This is a genomic window from Cryobacterium sp. TMT2-4, from assembly GCF_004402575.1.
Taxonomy (GTDB): Bacteria; Actinomycetota; Actinomycetes; order Actinomycetales; family Microbacteriaceae; genus Cryobacterium; species Cryobacterium sandaracinum.
The window spans coordinates 1-21,177 of sequence record NZ_SOGE01000017.1 but is presented as its reverse complement, the minus strand read 5'-3'; the positions used below and the strand labels follow the sequence as shown (position 1 = coordinate 21,177).

Sequence of the window (21,177 nt, the reverse complement as noted above, 5' to 3'; positions counted from 1 at the left end):
GAAGAGTGTGGGGGCCACGCACACGAAAGGTTTTTCTAGCTTGAGCGACGAATGCATCCATGGACTCGAGGGCGGCCTCTGCGCCAGCTGCTTCCCGAAGGCCGCTCCCGAAATCGTGCCCGGCGTGGCCACCCGCGCCAGCCGGAGCAAGTCGACGGGCCGCGCACCGTCGCTTCGCAGTTCGCCGTCACCGCGCACCGTCACCCTGGGCGGACCCAATCCCACCCTGAGCGCGAAGACCGCTACCGCGAAGCCGGCCACCGCCAAGGCCGCCAGCACCGTGAAGCCGGTCAGGAGCACGAAATCCTCCCACGACAACGTCGGTGAGCAGCGGATCTACCACGTCACCCACATCCGCAACCTCGCCGGCATCCTGAACAGCGGGCGCCTGCTTGCCGACGCGAGCGACGCCTGGACCGCCCGGCCGGTCGTCGACCTGTCGTCGGCACCGCAGCGCGCGGCCCGGCGTGCCGCGCTCGTCGCCGGAGACGACAGCGCGAGCGTCGCCTGCTACGTGCCGTTCTTCCTCTCGCCCAATGCGCGCCTGTGGGACAGCCTCCTCACCGAATCCAACGACCCGCGCCTGTCGCCGGAGGCGCACCGCTCTCCGACGTACGACTTCGTCATTCTGGTCAGCACGGTCAAGAAGCTCCTCGACGCCCAGGCCGGCGCTGAGGAAACCGTCGCAGCGAGCGTCGCGGTGGCCAACGGGGATGCCGCGGGGGCCCTGACCAGGTTCGGCTCTGCTCCCGAGACTGCCGACCGCATGCTGCGTTCGCTGCGCGCCGATCAGGAATCGCAGAAGATCCGGGAGGCGGAACTGCTCGTCACCGAGTCGTTCCCGTTCGAGTTGGTCACGCTCGTCGGCGTCGCCAACGACAAGGTGCGCGACGCGGTGCGCAGCATTTTCGCCGCCGAGGCGCACAAGCCCAAGGTCGTCGTGTACCCGCCGTGGTTCCACGCCGTGGAGGAAACCGCAGCGCCCTAGCCGGTCAGACGTCCGGAGCGCCCTCTCGCCACGTGCCCGGCCTGCCCTGTCCGGCGTCGAACCAATTCGACGGAGATTCTCGTGAAAAGCAGCTTTTTCGGAGTTTTCGGGGCCGGTTCCGGCAAAATCTCCGTCGAATTCGTTCGGGACGGAGGTGCTCCCGGGCCTCGGACTCGTCAGACACGGCGGGTGGCGTGTGCCTGCCTGGCTCTGCCCTAGTCTCGGGGAATGGGTAGACGACAGGGCCGCTCGCGCGTGCCGATCGGTGTTCTCGTTCTCGGAGTACTCGGCTTCGCCTGGGTCCAGCAGTCGGGATTTCTGGTGACCGAGTTCGAGAGCATGCTGAGCTCGGCCAGCCAAGGCTCCGGCCAGAGTTCCGGCAAGAGCTCCGGCGAGAGCACCGGCCCGGTGGCGACCGCCGCGGACGGCACCGTCGAGACAGCGGTCGGCGGCATCCCCGCACGACCGAGCGGAGCCGTCCCGATGACCGTGGAGCATGTGCATGATGGCGACACGCTCTTTCTGCGAACGGACCAGCCGAACGCCCTGGTGGCGACGACGGATGCCGTCAAGGTACGACTGCTCGGAATCGATACGCCGGAGGTGGGGGACAGCGCCGAATGCTTCGGCGATCAGGCCGCGGAGCAGTTGCGGGCGCTCCTCCCCGATGGCAGCCGCACCTGGGTCACCGCCGACCAGGACCCGACTGACCGATACGGCCGTAGCCTGTTCTATCTCTGGACCGGGGACGGGCGATTCGTCAACTACGAGCTCGTCGCCGGCGGCGCCGCCGAGTCGCTGATGATCCCGCCGAACGACGCGCACTACCCGCTGCTGCGTACGGCCGAGGACGCCGCAACGACGGCAGGCGCGGGCCAGTGGGGCGCCTGCTGATGCGGCGAAGCCGTCCCACCGATATCCCCGCGCGTCGTCCGCCGCCAGGCGTCCGCCGCCAGGCGTCCGCCGCCAGGCGTCCGCCGCCAGTCGACCCCCGCGCGTCGTCCTCAGCGCTTCGCCCGGTGCGGCAGGACCAGCCAGACCGCCACGATGACCAGCAGCACCGCGGCCCCGGCCACCTGACCGGCCGTTCGGCCCAGCACCACGTCGAAGACCAGCAGGGTGGTGCCGGCGAGGATCACGGCGACACCGACCAGTGTGGCCCGCACGAGCACGTCGGCGACCCGCACGATCTGCTTCATCGCATGCTTCCCGAAGAGCAGCCGGTGGAGGCTGACCGGCCCGAGCGCCAGAACGGTGGTGGTGGTGGCCGTGGCGACAAGAATCAGATACACGGTCAGTTGGTACAGGTCGAGTTCGGTGAACCGCGGTTGGAAGGCGAGGGCGAGCAGAAAACCACCCACGATCTGGGTGCCCGTCTGGGTGACTCTGAGCTCCTGCAACAGCGAGAGCCAATTGCGGTCGAGGCGCTGGACATCCGTTTCGTTGCGGCGGGGCGCGGATACCGGCTCCGTCGCCGTGGGTTCCGGTGGTCCTGACAGGCTCATGCCCCGATCGTAATGCGCTTTGCGGAAACGAGATCGCACGCGTCGAGCACGGAACGGGAGAGGTCAGGCGCGCACCCTCAGGATCCACTTGCGCAGTTCCTCGACCCACAGCACGACGGATGCCATGCCCACGCAGACGGCCCAGTGCAGAGGGTCCATCGAGGTGGTGCCGAACGCGGTCTGCAGGAGCGGGAGTTCGACCACGGCCACCTGCAACAGGATCGCGAGCAGGATCGCCCCCCACAGCCACGGGTTCACGAACAGCCGGTGGAACGCGGTGGTCAGCTCGGAGCGCGCGTTGAGTGTGTTGAACAGCTGGGCGAAGACCAGGGTGGTGAACCCCGCGGTGCGCGCCACGGTGAGGCCGTCCGTGCCGGGTTCCAGCGCCGGCAGCAGCCCGCCGGGCAGGAACAGGTCGATCGTGGCGAGGGTGACCACCGCCATCACCAGGCCGGTCGACATGATGCCCACCCACATGCGCAGGTCGATCATACGGTCGTTGATCCCGCGCGGGGGGCGGGCCATCACGTCGTCGATCTCCGGGTCGACGCCCATCGCCAGGGCCGGGCCGGAGTCGGTGATCAGGTTGATCCAGAGGATCTGGGTGACCAGCAGGGGCAGCACCACGGTCTCGCTGCTGGCGCCGGTCAGGCCCAGCGCCCCGGCGAGGAGCACGCCGAGGAACACGGTGAGCACCTCGCCCATGTTCGAGGACAGCAGGTACCGCAGGAACTTCTTGATGTTGTCGAGGATGACCCGGCCGGCCCGCACCGCGGCGACGATGGTGGCGAAGTTGTCGTCGACCAGGATCATCTTCGCGGCCTCCTTGGTCACCTCGGTGCCCGTGATGCCCATGGCCACGCCGATGTCGGCGGACTTCAGGGCCGGGGCGTCGTTGACGCCGTCGCCGGTCATCGCCACGATGTCGCCGTTGGCCTGCAGGGCGTCGACGATCCGCAGCTTGTGCCGCGGGGAGACGCGGGCGAACACGGATGTGTCGCGCACCGCCTCCCGCAGCCCCGGCTCGTCGAGGTGGTCGAGGTCTGCTCCCGCCAGCGCCGTCGCCCCCGGTTCGACGATCCCCAGGTCGCTCGCGATCCGCGCGGCCGTGGCGGGGTGATCGCCCGTGATCATGATCACACGCACGCCCGCCCGGTGGGCTTCCTGGACGGCTGACGTCACCTCGGCGCGGGGCGGGTCGATGATGCCGACCACCCCGGCGTAGATCAGGCCCTGCTCGTCGGCCTCGTCGAGCGGCGCCGTGTTCTCGTCGGCGACTCGGTAGGCGACACCCAGGGTGCGGAAGGCCTGAGCCGAGAGCGCCTGGATGTCGGCAAGCATCCGTGGCCGCTGCTCGGCGGTCAGAGGTACGACCGTCTCGCCGACTTGCACGTAGGCGCAGCGCTCGAGAAGCACGTCGGGCGCGCCCTTGCTGAAGATGCGCAGGCTGTCGTCGCCGGTCTCCTGGTGCAGGGTGGACATCATCTTGCGTTCCGAGGTGAAGGGCATCTCACCCCGACGTTCGAACCGGGCCATGTGCCCGGTGGTGCCCTCGAGTTTGGCCGCGGCCACCAGGAACGCGGCCTCCGTGGGGTCACCCTGGATCTCCCACTCGCCGTCCTGCTCGGTCAGCTGGGCGTTGCCGGCGAGGGAACCGACGCCCAGCACCAGCTGGGCCTCAAAGCGGAGTGCCGGGTCTGTGAGCGGTTCGGCGCCCTGGCGCAGTTCGCCCTCGGGGCGGTAGCCCACCCCGGTCACATCTACCCGGCCGGAGGCGGTCAGCAACTGCTGGATCGTCATCTCGTTGCGGGTCAGTGTGCCGGTCTTATCGCAGCAGATCACGGATGCGGAGCCCAGGGTCTCCACGGATTTCAGGTTCTTGACAACGGCGTTCTGCCGCGCCATCCGTTGTACCCCGATGGAGAGGATCACCGACAGGATTGCCGGCAGCCCCTCGGGAACGGCTGCGACTGCGAGGGATACCCCGAGCAGGAACACGGTCACGAAGTCGGAGGGTGTGGACACGCCCTGCACGAGCACGATGGTGAGCATCACGACCGTGGCGATCGCGATCACGACGACGCTGAGCAGCTTGCCGATGTGGCCGATCTCGGTTTGCAGCGGGGTGGGGTGCGCCTCGGTGCGGTCAAGCATCGTGGCGATGGCGCCGACCTCGGTGTTCATGCCGGTTCCGGTGACGATGCAGCGGCCGACGCCCTGGCTGACGGCGGTGCCCTTGAAGACCATGTTCAGGCGATCGCCGAGGGCGGCCGCGGCGGGAAGGGTGCGCGGGTTCTTGGTGACGGCCTCGCTTTCGCCGGTGAGGGAGGCCTCCGCGATCCGCAGCGAACTCGCCTCGGTGAGGCGGGCATCCGCCCCCACGCTGTCGCCCTCACCCAGAACCAGCAGGTCGCCGCGCACCAGCTCGGTGCTGGGCACGGTGGTGAGCAGGCCGTCGCGCATGACGGTCGAGGATGCCGCTGTCATGGTGGACAGGGCGGCCACGGCGTTGTCGGCGCGCGCCTCCTGCACCAGGCCGAGCACGGCGTTGAGCACTACGATCACGGCGATCACGATGGCGTCCACGGGCAGGCCGGGTGCCCCTTCGATCAGCCAGGCGCCGAGCGACACCGCGGTGGCGACCAGCAGCAGGTAGATCAGAGGGTCGTTGAACTGGGCCAGGATCCGGCGCCAGAACGGAACCGGGCGCACGCTGCGCAGCTCGTTCGGGCCCTCGGCCGCGAGGCGACGCGCGGCTTCGGAGCCGGTGAGGCCCCGGGCGGCGTCGGTCTCGAGCCGGCCGGCGATCTCGGCGGCATCGGTAACGGCGGGATCGACTGCGAGACGGTCGATCGGGTCCGATATTTCCGATTGAGCTGATTTCTCCGATTGAGCAGACGCGTCCATCGGGTGGGTTCCTCGTTTCCGGGAGTGCCGGGTCGGTCTGGCCCGCGGCTCCACCCAGTGTAGAACCGGGCCGCGGCCGGCGCTGCGTCGGCGCTGCGTCGGTGCTGCGTCGGTGCCTTTCGGCATCCCGTCCGTCCCGGCGTACCTTCCCCAATGGGGGTTCGCGACGGCGGATGCCGCTGGGTCGACTGCGACAGATCCCGCCTGGAGCGAAGCCCACCACATCAACGACTGGCTGAACGACAACGGCTACACTGACCTCGCCGACGGAGTGCTGCTCTGCCACCCACACCACCTGCTCCTGCTCCTGCACAACCAGCAATGGAGCATCATCCGAACCGAAACGGACTACTGGCTTCGACCACCAGTCGAAGTCAATCCGGACCAGACCCTGATCGCACTCCCCAGCAAGCGGGCGAACCCGTAATCAGGAGAAGAGGGACCACCAGCATCCGTCGCAGTGGTGAACGTCGCCGCGTCATGATGATCCCCAATCCGCGTCCAGGTGGTCTCCCCACGGGAACAGGGCGCGCTTTGCAGGGGAGGTCTACACCTCGGCCGGCTCCGCGACAAGGTCACCGGGCGGCACGGCGGGTGCGACCTCACACGCGTGCGCCGACGCGGTATCTGCGACTCGTCGGTCGGCGAGCCAGGTGTCCAGCTCGGCGGCGGAAAGCGGCTGCGACAGGTGGAAGCCCTGCGCGAAGTCGCAGCCGAAGCCCACCAGCTGGTCGTAGGCGGCGCCGCTGTCCACACCCTCGGCCACCATGCGCAGCCCCAGACTGTGGGCCAGCGCAATCGTCGAGGACACCAGGGTCGCGGCTCGGGCATCGCCGGCCATCGGGAAGACGAAGGATCGGTCGAGCTTGAGCTCGTCGATGGGCAGATCGCGCAGGTAGGCGAGCGAACTGTAGCCGGTGCCGAAGTCGTCGACGGAGATGCGGATGTCTTGCTCGCGTAGCCGGGTGAGGATGCCTCGGGCCCGGCCCCGGTCATTGAGCAGGAATTCCTCGGTGATCTCCAGGGCCAGGATCGACGAGGGCAGACCGCGGGCGGCGATCATGGCACCGATCCGGTCCGGCAGTTCCGTGTCGACCAGTGAGCTGGCCGACAGGTTCACGGCGATGGTCAGCGGATGCCCCTGCGCCTGCCAGAGCACGGCCTGGTCCAGCGCCTGCCGCAGCACGACCTGCGTCAGGGTGTGCATCAGCCCGGCCTCCTCGATGATCGGCACGAACTGATCGGGCAGCAGCAGGCCGCGCTCGGGGTGGTTCCAGCGCACAAGGGCCTCGACGTCCCGCACCGCCCCGCTGCCGAGGTCGACCTTGGGCTGATAGTGCAGCACCAGCTGCTCATCGGTGAGAGCGAGGCGCAGTTCGGCCAGGGTGCGCAGCCGGGTCTCGCCGTGGCTGTCGTCGTCGCTGTCGTATACGTGGTGGCCACCGCGGCTCGTTTTCGCCTTGTACATGGCCATGTCGGCCTTGCGGAGCAGCGCCGTCAGGTCTTTGCCCTGGTCGGGATAGAGGGAGATTCCGACACTGGCGCTGGTCTGCAGCGTGATGCCCTCCAGAATGAACGGCTCGGCCAGCGCGGCGCGCAGTTTGACGGCCACCGTCAGGGCATCCTCCCGCGCGGAGTCCGTGAGCAGGATCGCGAACTCGTCGCCGCCGAGGCGGGCCAGGAGGTCTCCGGCACGCAGCTGCCGGTTCAAACGGATGCCGACCTGGATCAGCAGCCGGTCACCCACGTCATGGCCGAGGCTGTCGTTGACCTCCTTGAACCGGTCAAGGTCCAGCAGCAGCAGGGCACTCGTCCGGCCCTCGACTGCTGCCAGGCGGGTGGGCACGTCCGCATTGAATGCGCGGCGGTTGCGCAGACCGGTGAGGTCGTCCGTTCGCGCCAGCAGGTTCAGAACCCGTTGCCGGCCGACCAGCGGCACCACCGCCAGCGCCATGGTTGCCCCGGCCAAGGCCACGGCGAGGTTTGACACCGTGACCTGGCTGGCGAGGATCAGAACCCCGAGTCCGGCGATCGTCGACACCATCGGCACGGCCAGAGCGGACACGGTTGTGGCCGTGGCCCTGCGATCCCGCACCGGGCGCGGGAGGGAGGTGCCGTCCACCCAGAGCGCAATCAGTACGACCCCGATGTTCCAGGTCGCGTCGAGCAGGGTGCCCACCGTGTACAGGTCACCCTGCAGCGCGAAGACGGTGTCGGCGCCGGCGAAGACCACCAGACCGGCGACGAGGAGCATCCAGCGCTTCCCGGCATCCGGGCCGTGCGACGCCACGATCCCGGCGATCGCCGCCACCACCAGCAGGTCGAGCACCGGATAGGCGGCCGCGATGACGGCACCGAGGCTGAGCGGGTCCGCGGCGGCGGAATCGAAGACGGGGCTGAGGATGACGGCCAGCACTGCGGCGGCACCCAGGGAACCCACGGCGGTGTCCAGGAAGACGGACCAGGCCGATCCGCGCAGTTGCCGGTTCACGAGCACCGCCAGCGCCCAGAGCAGGAGCAGGTAGAACAGCAGATAGCCGATGTCGGCCGGCGAGGGAAACGGTGACGCACCGTCGGCATCCGCGCTGACGAGGTAGTAGGTGTCCGCCAGGGCGTTCATGGTCAGAGCGGCGGTGGCGAGGCCCACCTCGATCTGCCCGCGCCCGACCCGGTAGACGGCGGCGCAGCCCACGAGCACGGGTGCCCACACCGAGAGCATGGCGAGCCAGCCGTCGACCAGAGGGCTGAAGTCATCGCCCTTCAGGGCCAGGCCGAGGGTGTAGGCGATGACCAGTACCAGCATGAGCGTCAGCGCGCCGAAGCGGAACCGCTCACGGGTGCCGCCGGTCATGGCAGGGCCGCCGCGCTCTGCCTCGCGGTCAGCCACTCGTCGAGTGCCGCGGCGGAGAGGGGGCGTGACATGAAGTATCCCTGGGCGAAGTCGCATCCGTAGCGCACCAGCTCGTCGTAGGCGACGCTGTTCTCCACGCCCTCGGCGACCATTTTCAGGCCGAGGCCGTGCGCGAGGTCGATCGTGGAGGCCACCAGTGCGGCGGCCCGGGCGTCGTCGGCCATCGGGAAGATGAAGGACTGGTCCAGCTTGAGCTCGTCGATGGGCAGGTCACGAAGATAGGCGAGCGAACTGTAACCGGTGCCGAAGTCGTCGACGGAGATCCGGATACCACTGGCGCGCAACCGGGTCAGGATGTCCCGGGCTCGGTCGCGGTCGGCCATCAGGAAGTCCTCGGTGATCTCGAGCATCAGCGCGGTGGGCAGAAGACCGCGGGCCGACAGCATGGTGCCCACCCGTTCGGGCAGATCGGCGTCGATCAGTGAACTGGCGGACAGGTTCACCGCAACCGTCAGGGTACGGGCCTGGGCCGCCCAGAGCACGGACTGGTCCAACGCCTTCCGCAGAACCTCCTGGGTCAGCGCGTGCATGAGACCGGCCTCTTCGACCAGAGTCAGGAACTGGTCGGGAAACAGCAGACCGCGCTCGGGGTGGTTCCAGCGCACGAGGGCCTCGACGCCTGAGACGAACCCGGTCTTCAGGCAGATCTTCGGCTGGTAGTGCAGAACCAGCTGGTCCTCGGTCAGGGCGAGGCGCAACTCCTGCAGGGTGCGCAGACGGGCGTCACCGTGGCGGTTGTCCGCGCTGCGGTAGACGTGGTGGCCGCTGTGGGTCGCCTTCGCCTTGTACATCGCCATGTCGGCCTTGCGCAGCAGCGCGGTCAGGTCATCGCCCTGGTCGGGGTAGAGCGCGATTCCGATGCTCGCGCTGGTCTGCAGGGAGATGCCTTCCAGGGTGAACGGCTGGGCCAGGGTGGCCCGGAGTTTGTTGGCCACCGCCTCGGCCTCCACCTGGTCGGTGCGCTCGAGTAGGACGGCGAACTCGTCGCCGCCCAACCGCGCGAGCAGGTCACCGGACTGCAGTCCTTCCAGCAGACGACGGCCGACCTGCACGAGCAACCGGTCGCCGGCGTCATGCCCGAGGCTGTCGTTGACCTCTTTGAAGCGGTCCAGGTCCAGCAGTAGCAGCGCCCGGTTCCGGCTCCTGTCGTCGGCCAGTCTCGACGAGACCTCGGCGTACAGCGCACGCCGGTTCGGCAGACCGGTCAGCTCGTCGGTCTTGGACTGGCGACGCAGGGCCACCTGCCGGGAGACCAGGGGAACGGCTGCGAGGGCCAGGGTCGCCGCCGCCAGCCCGATCGCGATGTGGGGAACCGGCGTCTGGCTGGCGAGGAGCAGCACACCCAGGCCGGCCGCGGTCGACACCGCCGGCAGCGCCAGGGCCGCCACGCCGTTGGAGGAGTTGTTCCGAACCAGATCGGGTCGCGACGAGGCATCCGCCCACACCGCGATCAGGGCCAGACCCACGGCCCAGCCGGCGTCCAGAGGAGTGCCGAGAACGTACCTGGTTTCGAGTAACGCGAAGACGAGACCGGTGGACGTGAACATCAGCAGGCCGAAGACGAGGAGGATCCAGCGGCGGCCGGCAACCGGGCCCTGCGAGGTGGTGAGTGCGACGACGACGGCAACCAGCAGCAGGTCGAACAGTGGGTAGGCGACGGCGGCGGCGATGGCCTTGTTCGCCCCGGCCGCGTCGACTGAGTTCGCCATCGGGCCGAGCAGCACGGCCAGCACCGAGGCCGCGCCGAGTGCACCGATGGCGCTGTCCAGCACCACCGACCAGACCATGCCGCGCAGCTGGCGGCGCACCATGATGACCAGCACGAATAGCATGAGGGCGAAGAACAGGAGGTAGCCGACCTCGCTCACGCGGGGGAATATCTCGGCACCCCAGATCAGCATCCACAGGGAATAGGAATCGACGATCGCGATGATGGTGACCGCCGCGGCCGTGAGCAGGAGTTCGGGATGCCGGAATCGCTCCAGACCGCTGGCCGCGATCCGCACTCGGCTCCGCGAGCGCTTGCGCATCACGGCGGCCCAGCACACGACGACCATGGACAACTTCAGGAGGGACGCCAGCCAGCCGTCGACGAATAGGTGGAATCCGTCGTCGGGCATCAGCAGGCCGATGACGTAGCTGCCCAGGAAAACGGCCATCAGCCAGGCGGACCAGGAGGCGCTCCTGGCAAAGAAACCTCGAACTAGGCGGCCGTAGGGCGCCCCTGAATTCAACTGCACGGAACCCCCACGTTATCTAATCTCAGATTAGCAGCGGCGGAAGACGGAGAACCAACCGACCCGCTCGATTGGGGGTGGGGAATCGTGGACGGGGCGCGGCGGCGCACCGCCCTACGATTGAGTGAACGACCGACGAGCTGGAGGCAATCATGACGACACTGGTGGGGTTTTCGAGCAAGTACGGAGCCACCGAGGGAATCGCCGAGCGCATCGCCCGCAAACTGCGGGAGGCCGGGCAGGATGCCGTGGCCCGGCCGGTCGCATCCGTTGACCAGGTGGACGAGTACGACGCCTTTGTGATCGGCAGTTCCGCCTACATGGGGTCGTGGCGCAAGGACGCGACGGAGTTCGTGCGGCGCCACCAGGAACTGATCACGGCGCATCCGGTGTGGCTGTTCAGCAGCGGGCCGCTCGGCACCGCGGGGAAGGACGCCCAGGGGCGAGATCTGCTCAAGGAGAGTGAGCCGAAGCAGTTCGAGGAGTTCGGCCAGTCGCTCCAGCCGCGCGGAATGCGGGTGTTCTTCGGTGCGCTCGACCCGACCGTGCTCGGCCGCCGGGACAAACTTGTGCGGCGCATCCCGAGTGGGCGCGAGCTGCTGCCCGAGGGCGACTTCCGCAACTGGGTCGCGATCGACGAATGGGCGGCGGAGATCGCCCGTGAGCTGTCCGTCTAACTCTCCAGCAGGCTGCGGATGTCGTCGGCCGTGAGGTTCCCACTGAACCCCGGCGCATCCGCTGGGGCGTCGCCCAGCACCTGGTCGAAGAGCTCGGCCTTCTGTTTCTGCAGGGCCATGACCTTCTCCTCGATGGTGCCGGTGGCGACCATTCGGTAGACCATCACGTTCTTCGTCTGGCCGATGCGGTGGGTGCGGTCGATGGCCTGCGTCTCGGTGGCCGGGTTCCACCACGGGTCGAGCAGGAAGACGTAGTCCGCCTCGGTCAGGGTGAGGCCGAACCCGCCGGCCTTCAGACTGATCAGGAACACCGGCTCACTGCCGGTCTTGAACCGGTCGATCACCTCGGAGCGGCGCAGGGTGGACCCGTCGAGGTAGCAGTAGGGGATGCCCCGGGCCTCGAGCCGCGCGGCCGCCTTCTTCAGGAACGACGTGAACTGGCTGAAGACGAGCGCGCGGTGACCTTCGGCGACGACGTCGTCCAGCTGTTCGAAGAGGGCGTCGAGTTTGCTGGACGACACTCCGGCGTACTTCTCGTCGACCAGGGACGGGTCCAGGCTGAGCAGCCGCAGCAGGGTCAGCGAGCGGAACACGATGAACCGGTTTTTGTCGAGGTCGTCGATCAGGCCGAACAGCTTCTGCCGTTCCCGCTGCAGGAACGTGTCGTAGAGCGCGCGGTGCCGGGGGTTCAGCTCGATCTCAAGCACCTGCTCCTGTTTGGGCGGCAGCTCGGGCGCGACGACCGCCTTGGTGCGACGCAGCAACAGTGGGCGGATGCGCCGGCGCAGCCGCGTGAGCACCTCGGGGGTGTCGCCGCGGTCGATCGGGCGCACATACTCCTCCGTGAACCGCCGAAGGGAGGGGAACAGGCCCGGTGCCACGATCGCGAACAGGGCATGCAGCTCGAGCAGGCTGTTCTCCATCGGCGTGCCCGTGAGCGCGAGCTTGAACGGCGTCGTCAGGTCGCGGGCGCACAGGTGCACCCGGGTGGCACGATTCTTCAGGAATTGAGCCTCGTCCAGGATCAGCCCGGCCCAGCCATGCGCCTGGTAGGCCTCGAAGTCGAGACGGAACAGCGTGTAGGAGGTGACGACGACGTCGGCGCCGGCCGCGGCATCCGTCAGCGGGATGCCGTCGGCCGCCTCGGTGGCTGTGATCACCCGAACGTCGAGGCCGGGCGTGAAGCGGGCGGCCTCGGAGCGCCAGGTGGCGACGACGGATGTCGGGGCGACGACCAGGAACGGCCGCCGCTGGGCCGGATCGGCCGGGTGGGCGTGCCCGGCTGGGTGGGCCTGCTCGGCCGGCTGCGCGGTCGCGTGCGCCAGGAGTGCGAGCGTCTGCAGCGTCTTGCCGAGGCCCATGTCGTCGGCGAGGATTCCGCCCAGCTGGTGCTGCCAGAGGAAGGTCAGCCAGGTGAAGCCCTGCGCCTGGTACGGGCGCAGGGTAGCGTGCACGGCGGCCGGCAGCGGGGCGTGCGGGGCGTGCTCGGCGTGCGGGGCGTGCTCGGCGTGCGGGGCGTGCTCGGCGTCGTCGGCGCCCTTGGACAAGCCGATCAGCCCGGACACGGCCGCCCGCCACGCCACGGCCTGCTCGGTGTCGTCGGCGAGGTCCTCGAAGTCGCTCCAGAGGGCAGCCTGGTAGCGGCTGATGCGCAGGCCGGTGTCCCATTCCTGCAGGGCGCGGGCCTCGGTGATCAGTTCGTGCAGGCGCTCGAAAGCCGGCTGCCGCAGCGACAGGTAGCTGTTGTCGACCAGCAGGAGCTTCGCCTGCCCCTTCGCCAAAGCTTTAAACAGCGGGCCGAACGGCACGCTCCGACCATTGATCGTGACGATCACGCCCAGGTCGAACCAGTCCCGCTGGTCCGTCTCGACCGTGCTGATTGTGAGCTCAGGAGTCTCGGTCAGTTCGCGGTAGTCGGGCCGGGTGCCGCGGATGTCCACGCGCATGCCGGGCAGCGCTTCCAGCCGCGGGAGCGCACGTTCGGCCACCTCGGCCGCATCGATGCCGCGCAGGGTGAGGGATGTCGCGGCCGGGCCTGCGTCGGGGCGGCCGGCCTCCTCGAGGAGACGCCTGGCCCGCTCGTGGATGACCCGTTCGGTGGGCTCGTCGCGGCTTCCGCTCGAGGGAGACGTGGGCGTGGGCGTGGACGTGGATGTGGATGTGGACGTGGACGACAGCACGGGCAGCTTCTTCAGCAGGGAACCCTCGCGGTACTCCCAATGCCAGGCCAGCTCCAGCGCCTGCCTCGGCCGGAACCAGGCGGTGAGCACGAGCAGAGGTGGGTCGGCCTGGGGGAAGCGCACGGAGCCATCCGTGCTGATCACCGGCAGGGTGCGCCGCAGCGCCGGATAGAAGTCGCTCAGGAACTCGGCCGTCTCGTCGGCAGGCACGAGAACCGTGCCGGGCGCACCGAGCAGCCGGCGCTGCTCGGCGGTGAGCGGACCGTCGACGGTCGGGGCCAGGGTGAACACCGGGCGCGGCCCGAGGGCATAGCCGTAGATCCCGTGGCCGCCGATCGCCCCGGAATGCTCGGGGGGGTGCGGGGTGCCGTCAAATAGGAGCCGGGTGGTCAGGAGCAGACCCTGGGTACCGGCGGCGCCTGTGTTGCTGAACGCGCCGGCGGCGTTCCGGCTTGCGTCGAGGCTCACGTGGGCCGCGCGGCCCACGCTGACCGTGGCATCCTTCGTGCTGCCCACGAGACGCAGCCCCAGGGTCTCGGCCTCATCGAAGAGGGTCCAGAGCAGCGGGCTGACGAAGTCGTCGAGGTAGATCCAGTCCGTCTCCTGGCTGGTGTATACGCCGCGCACGGCTCGGTGCAGGGCCAGGATCTGGCTCAGCCAGCGGTGGTGCTCGCGGTTGAGGTTGAGGCGGTTGCGGTGGAAGCCCAGTTGGTTCCACGCCACGTCCGTGCGCACCCAGTTGCCACGGGCGCTTCGGATGACCGGGCGCACCCCGAGCCGGATCTCGCCCTGCCCGGGGCGCACGTTCGTGACCGGCCGGGCCGTCGCACCACGCCAGCGGTCGTTCGTGCGGGGCGTCTGCTCTCGCAGCTCGAATAGGAGGCCCATCGGAACGGGCAGATCGGTGGTCCCACCCGGTTCGCCGGGCACGGGTCCCGCGATCCGCTTCCAGTCCGCCCGCGCCGGGGGAGACCCGGCATCAGACATGGCTCCATGCTCTCATGTGGGCAGCGCGGTCGGAGCGCAGTGTCCGCGGTTGAACCAATTCGACGGAGATTTTGCCGGAAAACTGCTTATGCGGGCTGTTTGGGGGTGTTTTGGGCAGAATCTCCGTCGAATTCGTTCGGGTCGGAGATGTCGCCAGGCCTCGGGCTCGGGCACGGGGCTCGGGCCCTGGCTGAGACTCACTCAGCTACACCGCGGTGACCGCCGCTTCCCTCGACGGATGCGCCCTGGCGGCATCGATGATCCAGGCGAAGTCGAACGCCGTTTCACGCCAGTGGCTGTACCGGCCGGACACCCCACCATGGCCGGCCGACATCTCGGTCTTCAGCAGAACATCCGCTCCCACCTCGCGCAGCCGGGCCACCCACTTGGCCGGCTCGACGTAGAGCACTCGGGTGTCGTTGAGACTGGTCACAGCGAGTATCCGCGGGTAGTGCGTGTCGCGCACGTTCTCCACGGGGGAGTAGCCGCGCATATAGGCGTACACCTCAGGGTCGTGCAGCGGGTCGCCCCACTCGTCCCACTCGATCACGGTCAGCGGAAGCGACGGGTCCAGGATCGACGTCAGCGCGTCCACGAACGGCACCCCGGCGAGGATGCCCGCGAACAGTTCCGGGGCCAGGTTCGCCACGGCGCCCATCAGCAGGCCGCCGGCGCTGCGGCCCTCGGCGACGAGCCGGTCGGGACTGGTGTAGCCCTGGTCGATCAGGTGCCGGGCGCTGTCGATGAAGTCCGTGAAGCTGTTGCGCTTGTGCAGCTTCTTGCCGTTCTCGTACCAGAGTCGACCCAGCTCGCCGCCGCCGCGCACGTGGGCGATCGCGAAGATCATGCCGCGGTCGAGCAGGCTGAGCCGGGCGATGCTGAACGACGGGTCGATGCTGATCTCGTAGGAGCCGTAGCCGTAGAGCAGGGTCGGGGCGGGAGTTCCCGGAGCGACGAGGTCACGCCGGTAGACGAGGGAGATCGGGATGCGCGTGCCGTCGGCGGCGATAGCCCACTCGCGGCGCTGCTCGAACAGGGTCGGGTCGTAGCGGCCGAGCACGGGCTGCTGCTTCCGCAGCCGGCGCTCGCCGGTGGCGACCACGTGGTCGTAGACCGTCGACGGCGTGACGAAGCTGGTGTAATCGAGACGGATGGTCGGCGTGTCCCACTCGGGATTGGCCGACGTGCCCACGGAGTACAGCGGTTCCTCGAAGCCGAGCTCGACGAAATCGAGTTCCTCGTCGGCTGCCTCGGCGCTCACGGCAACGCGGGTGAGTCCGTCCCGCCGGTATTCGGCCACCACGAAGTCGCGGAATGCGTCGACGCTCTCGAGGCGCACGGCCGTATCGTGGGGCAGCAGAATCCGTTTCTCACCCCGCGGGTCGGCGACGGAGACGCTGACCAGCTCGAAGTTGACCGCGTGGTGGTTGTGCACGATCAGCAGGCGGTCCTCGCCGCCCAGCACGGCGTGCTCCACGTCGTACTCGACGCCGTCCAGCCGCGGCCAGACCAGGGCGAACTCGCCGGTCGGGTCGGCGGCGTCGAGCAGCCGGGTCTCGGTGGTCACGCTCGAGCCGGCCTCGATCAGCAGGAACCTGCGGCTGCGGGTGAGGCCGATGCCCACCCAGAAGCGCTCGTCGGGTTCGTGGAAGACCGACACGTCGGCGGCGGCCGCGGTTCCCACCTCGTGTCGCCACACGGTGTCGGGCCGCCAGGCGTCGTCCACGGTCGTATAGAAGATGTAGCGGCCGCTCGGGTCGAACAGTGCACCCTCGCCGGTGTTCGGGATCTCGTCCGCGAGATTCTCGCCGGTCGCGATGTCGCGCACGCGCAGGGTGTACCGCTCGTCGCCCTCGGTGTCGACGGCATAGAGCAGCCGGTTCTCGTCGCCGCTCACGTCGGTGCTGCCGAGCGAGTAGAACTCGTGGCCGGCTGCCTCGGCGTTGTCGTCGAGCACGATCTGCTCGCCCGGGAGACCGGCGGACCCGCTCGCCTGCCCGCTGGTCTGTTCGGGGATCTGCTCGGGAAGCACCGGCGGGGTCCAGTCGTCCGGCGCGGAGATCGGCGCACGGCAGTGGATGCCGTATTCCTTCCCCTCCACCGTGCGGGTGTAGTACCACCAGTGGCCCTGTCGCACCGGAACGCTGAGGTCGGTCTCCTGGGTGCGGCCCCTGATCTCCTCGAAGACCTGCTCCTGCAGCAGGGCCAGGTGGGCGGTGCGGGCATCCGTGAAGGTGTTCTCGGCTTCGAGGTGCGCGATCACCTCGGGGCTGTCCTTGTCGCGCAGCCACTCGTAGTTGTCGGTGAACACGTCGTCATGGAAACTGCGCTGCTGTGGCTTCTGCACCGCGCGGGGAGGAGTGGTCATGAGTCATAGCGTAGTTCCGTGAGGGCGCAGACTTGAGGGGTACCAGCCCAGAGACGAATGGAACCACAATGACGCAGCCCGGAATCGCCCCGCTCGAAACCTCCCGGGAGGAGGCCCTGCAGGGGCAGGTCTTCCAGGCCGTGCTCTTCGACATGGACGGCACCCTGGTCGACTCCACTCAGGCGGTCACCCGGTCCTGGCTGCGCTGGGGTGCCGAGGTCGGCCTCGGCCCGTCGTTCACCGGCCCCGAGCACGGGGTGCCGGCGCGTCAGATGATCGCGACCCTGGTGGCGGAGGAGCTGGTCGAGACATCCGTCACCCGGCTGACCGAGTTCGAACTGGCCGACACGGATGGCGTCAGGATTTTGGCCGGCGCGGCGGAACTCATGGCGAGCATCCCCGAGGCCCGCCGGGCGATCGTCACGTCCTGTGCCCGGCAGCTGTGCCTGGTGCGCCTGGACGCCGCCGGCTTCCCCGCACCGCTCACGGTGGTGACCATCGACGACACCAGCCGCGGCAAGCCGTTCCCCGAGCCGTTCCTGCTGGCTGCCGAACGCCTCGGCGTCGACCCGGCCCGCTGCGTCGTGGTCGAAGATGCCCCAGCCGGCCTTGCCGCCGCCCGCGCCGCCGGCTGCGCCACGATCGGCGTCGTCGGCACCCATCGGGCCGCCGACCTGGAGGCCGACCTGGTGGTCTCCGGTCTCGACCGCCTGCGCGTGTCCGTGCAGGATGACGGAGTGGTCTTCCACCTGGTGACCGAGCAGTAGCAGCCCGGAGCAATAGCGTCCGGACTCAGCGCTCGTAGATTTCCAGCGGCAGCCCGTCGGGGTCGCGGAAGAAGAACATCGCTTTGCCGGTGTTCGGGTCCACCCTCAGTTCCTCAACCTCGACGTGCTTGCCGATCAGCTCGTCGCGCGCGGCCGGTACGTCGTCGACCTCGAACGCGAGGTGACGCAGTCCGAGCGCTTCCGGGCCGCTCTTCCGGGGCGGGGTGTCGGAAAAAGAGAACAGTTCGATCAGGTAGTGGCCGTTCAGGGCAAGCTTGCCCATCCACGACCGGCGCGCGGCCCGGAAGTATTCCGCTTCGAGCGTGCAGCCGAGAACGTCGAGGTAGAAGGCCTTGGACACGTCGTAGTCGCTGGCGATAATGGCGATGTGGTGCACTCCGTTGATGCGCATGCGGCAGTTTCGCATACTCCAGGGGGCGGAAGAGGTCAGGATGAAACCGTCGACTATTAAGGTGGCAGATTGTTGGGAGACCGAGATGAATAAGAGCAGCGATCCACTGCGTCAAACGGTGGTGCTGGCGAGCGTGATCCTGGCCGTCGTCGGATCGTTCATCGGGTCCGGCGCCGCCGGCGGAACCCCGATCCAGAACGCGTCAGGCGGAGCGCTCGCCGCCGACGCCACCCCGATCGCCCCCGAAGGGCCGGCCTTCGGCATCTGGACCGCGATCTACCTCGGCCTCATCGCCTACGCCCTGTGGCAGCTCCTGCCGGCGCAGAGAACGGATGACCGCCAACGCGCCCTGGGCTACCCGATCGCCGCGTCGCTCGTGCTGAACGCCGCCTGGATCCTGAGCATCCAGTTCGACCTGCTCTGGCTCAGTGTGCCCGTGATCGTGCTTCTGCTGGTCGTGCTGATCCGGGCGTTCCAGCTCACGCTCCGCACCCGGCCCAAAAACCTGATTGAGACGATCGTCGCCGACGGCACCGTGGGCCTGTACCTCGGCTGGGTGGCCATCGCCACCGCCGCCAACGTCACCGCGGTGCTCGTCGCCTCCGGCTTCGAAGGCTTCGGCCTCAGCGCGGACCTGTGGGCGGTGCTGGTCATCGCCGTCGCCGGGCTGGTCGGCGTAGTCCTCGCGATCTACGGCCACGGCCGCCTCGCCCCGGCCGCGTCGCTGTGCTGGGGCCTGGCCTGGGTGGCCGTGGCCCGGCTGGCCGGCACCCTGCTCTCCACTCCCACGGCGATCGCGGCGATCGTCGCCGTGGCCGCCATCCTGATCGTCACCATCACCGTGCGCGTGCGCACCTCCAGGTCCGTCACGTCCGCCACATCCGCCACGTCCCGATCGGTCACCGCGTGAGCGATCCGGCCACCCTGCCTGTCACCCCGGCGGGCGTCACCTCGGCGCGCCGGCGCTGGGCCGGTCTCGTCTTCATCAGCGTCGCCGTCGCCCTGATCATCGTCGATTCCACGATCATCAACGTGGCCATCCCCTCGATCGTCGACGACCTGGCGATCACCTCGACCCAGGTGCAGTGGGTGCAGGAGAGCTACACCCTGGTTTTCGCGGCCCTGCTGCTGGTTTTCGGAACGCTTGCCGACCGGTTTGGTCGACGGCGCATCCTGATTCTCGGCGTAATCGTCTTCGCCACATCATCCGTCTTCGCGGCGCTCGCGCAGACGGGCGAACTCCTGATCCTGGGTCGGCTGATCCAGGGCGTCGGCGGTGCGATGGTGCTGCCCACCACGCTCTCGATCATCAACGCCACGTTCCGCGGCCGTGACCGGGGCATCGCGTTCGCGATCTGGGGCTCGACCATCGGCGGCATGGTGGCCGTCGGCCCCCTGCTCGGCGGCTGGCTCACCACCTCCTTCTCCTGGCGCTGGGCATTCGGCATCAACGTGCCACTGGGCATCGTCATCGTCGTCGGCGTACTGGTCTTCGTGCTCGAATCGAAGGATGCCGGCGAGCCGCGCCGCATCGACGTCGTCGGCGCCGTGCTCTCGGTGATCACCAGCGCGTCGCTCGTCTTCGGGCTGATCGAGGGACGCACCTACGGCTGGTGGCTCACCGACAAAGCGCCGGTTGCGGGAGACTGGACCTGGCCGTACTCGCTGTCGATTATTCCATTTGTGTTCCTGATCACCGTCGTGTCCGGCGTGGCCTTCATCTACTGGGGGCTCTACCGCCAGCGGGCCGGCAAGACCACCCTGCTCGCCTTCTCCCTGTTCTCGATCCCGTCGTTCCGAAACGGCAACATCGCGGCCATGATCGTCTCCCTCGGTGAGTTCGGCATCATCCTGTCACTGCCGCTCTGGCTGCAGAATGTGCTCGGCTACGACGCCCTGCAGACCGGATTCGTGCTGCTCGCCCTCGCGCTGGGCTCGTTCGTGGCCAGCGGGGTGTCCGGGGCGTTCGGCAACAAGATCTCACCCGAGACGATCGTGCGGTTCGGGATCGTCGCCGAGATCATCGGCGTCGCCGGCCTCGGCCTGGTCATCACGGCCGAGTCCACCTGGCTCGTCGTGGTGCCATTCCTGTTCGTCTACGGCATCGGCGTGGGGCTGGCCACCGCCCAGCTCACCGGCGTCGTGCTCAAGGATGTGCCGGTGGCGCAGAGCGGCCAGGGCTCCGGCACGTCCAGCACCGCCCGGCAGATCGGCTCGGCGCTCGGCATCGCGGTGCTGGGCACCGTGCTGTTCACTACGGTCGGTACGTCGCTCGATGCGAAGCTGGCCGAGGTGCCCGGGCTGACTGCCGAGACCCGGAGTCAGATCGTCGACGCGGTCGTCGACAGTGCGGGCTCGGTGATCCCGTCGTTCGAAGAGCAGAGCCCCGAGCTGGCGGATGCCGTCCGCGAGGCGTTCAGCGACGGCACCCGCTACTCGGCGTACGCCGCAGCCGGGTTCCTCGTGCTCGGCTTCCTGGCGACGCTACGGCTGTCCGGCACCGCGCCACACGCGGAGTCGCGCCGCGAGGATGCCGTCCCCGGCCAGAGCATCCCGGCGGCCGAGACCGCGGGGGAGCCCGTCTAGCTGCGTGTACCTGACGGCCAGGGGGTTTCGCGGGTGTGGGAATCCCGGGCTCCGCCGCGGGTCAGGCCCGGCCGAGCCTGCGCGTGTGGCCAACGCAGGAGACCTGCAGCGGGTCAGGCCCGGCCGAGCCTGCGCGTGTGGCCAACTCAGNGCGGGTCAGGCCCGGCCGAGCCTGCGCGTGTGGCCAACGCAGGAGACCTGCCGCGGGTCAGGCCCGGCCGAGCCTGCGCGTGTGGCCAACGCAGGAGACCTGCCGCGGGTCAGGCCCGGCCGAGCCTGCGCGTGTGGCCAACTCAGGACATCCGTCGCCCGCATTGCCCGGCTCCCACGGACCAGTGCGGAACGGGTGCGGATGTCCGTCCCGGCCGGACGGATCTCCTGAGTTGGCCACAACACCCGCCGGATTTGCAGCCGCACGGGTGCGCTCTGCATCCACGCGCGACCCCGTGCGTCACCCCACCCGCCACCCCGTGCTCCACCGCGAATCCCGAACGAATTCGACGGAGATTTTGCCCACAAGCATTCCAAACAGCCCGTTGACCCGCTTTTTCCTCAGAATCTCGGCTCTCCTGCTTCATCCGTGGGTTAAACCCGGCCGGGGAGCACTGGTTTGTGGCCGCCGAGGCTGAGCATGGCGAGGGCGATGAGGGCG

14 protein-coding genes and 1 CRISPR repeat array are annotated in these 21,177 nt (G+C 68.7%); of the genes, 7 read left to right on the top strand and 7 right to left on the bottom strand.

The annotated features are described in order from the left end of the window. Positions 1-40 precede the first annotated feature (40 nt). On the top strand, positions 41-988 hold the full coding sequence (locus E3O54_RS05040) for a DarT ssDNA thymidine ADP-ribosyltransferase family protein (RefSeq protein ID WP_166785403.1): 948 nt from the start codon (positions 41-43) through the stop codon (positions 986-988). Positions 989-1,216: 228 nt separating this feature from the next. Continuing rightward, positions 1,217-1,882, top strand: a complete 666-nt coding sequence (locus E3O54_RS05035; RefSeq protein WP_134342838.1) for a thermonuclease family protein — start codon at positions 1,217-1,219, stop codon at positions 1,880-1,882. Between the two features lie 110 nt (positions 1,883-1,992). Here E3O54_RS05035 and E3O54_RS05030 read toward each other — a convergent pair whose 3' ends face one another. Together E3O54_RS05030 and E3O54_RS05025 are read right to left on the bottom strand one after the other, a co-directional pair. Beyond that, the gene (locus tag E3O54_RS05030; protein WP_134401067.1) at positions 1,993-2,493 is read right to left on the bottom strand and encodes a DUF6328 family protein; all 501 of its coding nucleotides are present in this window, start codon (positions 2,491-2,493) and stop codon (positions 1,993-1,995) included. A 63-nt stretch (positions 2,494-2,556) separates the two neighbouring features. After that, positions 2,557-5,400 (bottom strand): cation-translocating P-type ATPase, encoded by a 2,844-nt coding sequence (locus E3O54_RS05025; protein ID WP_134401066.1) that lies wholly within the window; start codon positions 5,398-5,400, stop codon positions 2,557-2,559. A gap of 112 nt (positions 5,401-5,512) precedes the next feature. On the opposite strand from E3O54_RS05025, the gene E3O54_RS05020 reads away from it, so the two are divergent. After that, entirely contained in the window at positions 5,513-5,827 is a 315-nt protein-coding gene (locus tag E3O54_RS05020) for a hypothetical protein (protein ID WP_134401065.1), read from the top strand. 120 nt (positions 5,828-5,947) lie between these two features. On the opposite strand, the gene E3O54_RS05015 is transcribed toward E3O54_RS05020, so the two are convergent. Both E3O54_RS05015 and E3O54_RS05010 read right to left on the bottom strand, forming a co-directional pair. Then, positions 5,948-8,287, bottom strand: coding sequence for a bifunctional diguanylate cyclase/phosphodiesterase (locus tag E3O54_RS05015; protein WP_158250189.1), 2,340 nt, complete (start codon positions 8,285-8,287; stop codon positions 5,948-5,950). Then, positions 8,248-10,470, bottom strand: coding sequence for a bifunctional diguanylate cyclase/phosphodiesterase (locus E3O54_RS05010; RefSeq protein ID WP_104099236.1), 2,223 nt, complete (start codon positions 10,468-10,470; stop codon positions 8,248-8,250). Before E3O54_RS05010 ends, E3O54_RS05015 begins: the two co-directional genes overlap by 40 nt. Before the next feature lie 230 nt (positions 10,471-10,700). On the opposite strand from E3O54_RS05010, the gene E3O54_RS05005 reads away from it, so the two are divergent. Then, entirely contained in the window at positions 10,701-11,225 is a 525-nt protein-coding gene (locus tag E3O54_RS05005; protein ID WP_104193986.1) for a flavodoxin domain-containing protein, read from the top strand. Here the strand turns inward: E3O54_RS05005 and E3O54_RS05000 are convergent. Both E3O54_RS05000 and E3O54_RS04995 read right to left on the bottom strand, forming a co-directional pair. Next, positions 11,222-14,392 (bottom strand): DEAD/DEAH box helicase, encoded by a 3,171-nt coding sequence (locus E3O54_RS05000; RefSeq protein ID WP_134401064.1) that lies wholly within the window; start codon positions 14,390-14,392, stop codon positions 11,222-11,224. The two genes, E3O54_RS05005 and E3O54_RS05000, sit on opposite strands and share 4 nt — an antisense overlap. A 205-nt stretch (positions 14,393-14,597) precedes the next feature. After that, complete coding sequence (locus tag E3O54_RS04995; protein WP_134401063.1) at positions 14,598-16,760, bottom strand: S9 family peptidase; 2,163 nt, start codon at positions 16,758-16,760, stop codon at positions 14,598-14,600. Between the two features lie 68 nt (positions 16,761-16,828). On the opposite strand from E3O54_RS04995, the gene E3O54_RS04990 reads away from it, so the two are divergent. Then, positions 16,829-17,527 carry an HAD-IA family hydrolase gene (locus E3O54_RS04990; RefSeq protein WP_104099248.1) on the top strand — a complete coding sequence of 233 codons (699 nt, stop codon included), beginning with the start codon at positions 16,829-16,831 and terminating at the stop codon, positions 17,525-17,527. A 25-nt stretch (positions 17,528-17,552) separates the two neighbouring features. Here the strand turns inward: E3O54_RS04990 and E3O54_RS04985 are convergent, their stop codons facing one another. Then, positions 17,553-17,939, bottom strand: coding sequence for a VOC family protein (locus tag E3O54_RS04985; protein WP_104099249.1), 387 nt, complete (start codon positions 17,937-17,939; stop codon positions 17,553-17,555). A gap of 85 nt (positions 17,940-18,024) precedes the next feature. Here E3O54_RS04985 and E3O54_RS04980 point away from each other — a divergent pair, with 85 nt between their 5' ends. Both E3O54_RS04980 and E3O54_RS04975 read left to right on the top strand, forming a co-directional pair. Further along, complete coding sequence (locus E3O54_RS04980; protein WP_134401062.1) at positions 18,025-18,849, top strand: tryptophan-rich sensory protein; 825 nt, start codon at positions 18,025-18,027, stop codon at positions 18,847-18,849. Continuing rightward, positions 18,846-20,525 (top strand): MFS transporter, encoded by a 1,680-nt coding sequence (locus E3O54_RS04975; protein WP_241976750.1) that lies wholly within the window; start codon positions 18,846-18,848, stop codon positions 20,523-20,525. Before E3O54_RS04980 ends, E3O54_RS04975 begins: the two co-directional genes overlap by 4 nt. Before the next feature lie 65 nt (positions 20,526-20,590). Further along, positions 20,591-20,813: a CRISPR direct-repeat array (repeat unit 24 nt; unit sequence GCCCGGCCGAGCCTGCGCGTGTGG). Positions 20,814-21,177: the final 364 nt, after the last annotated feature.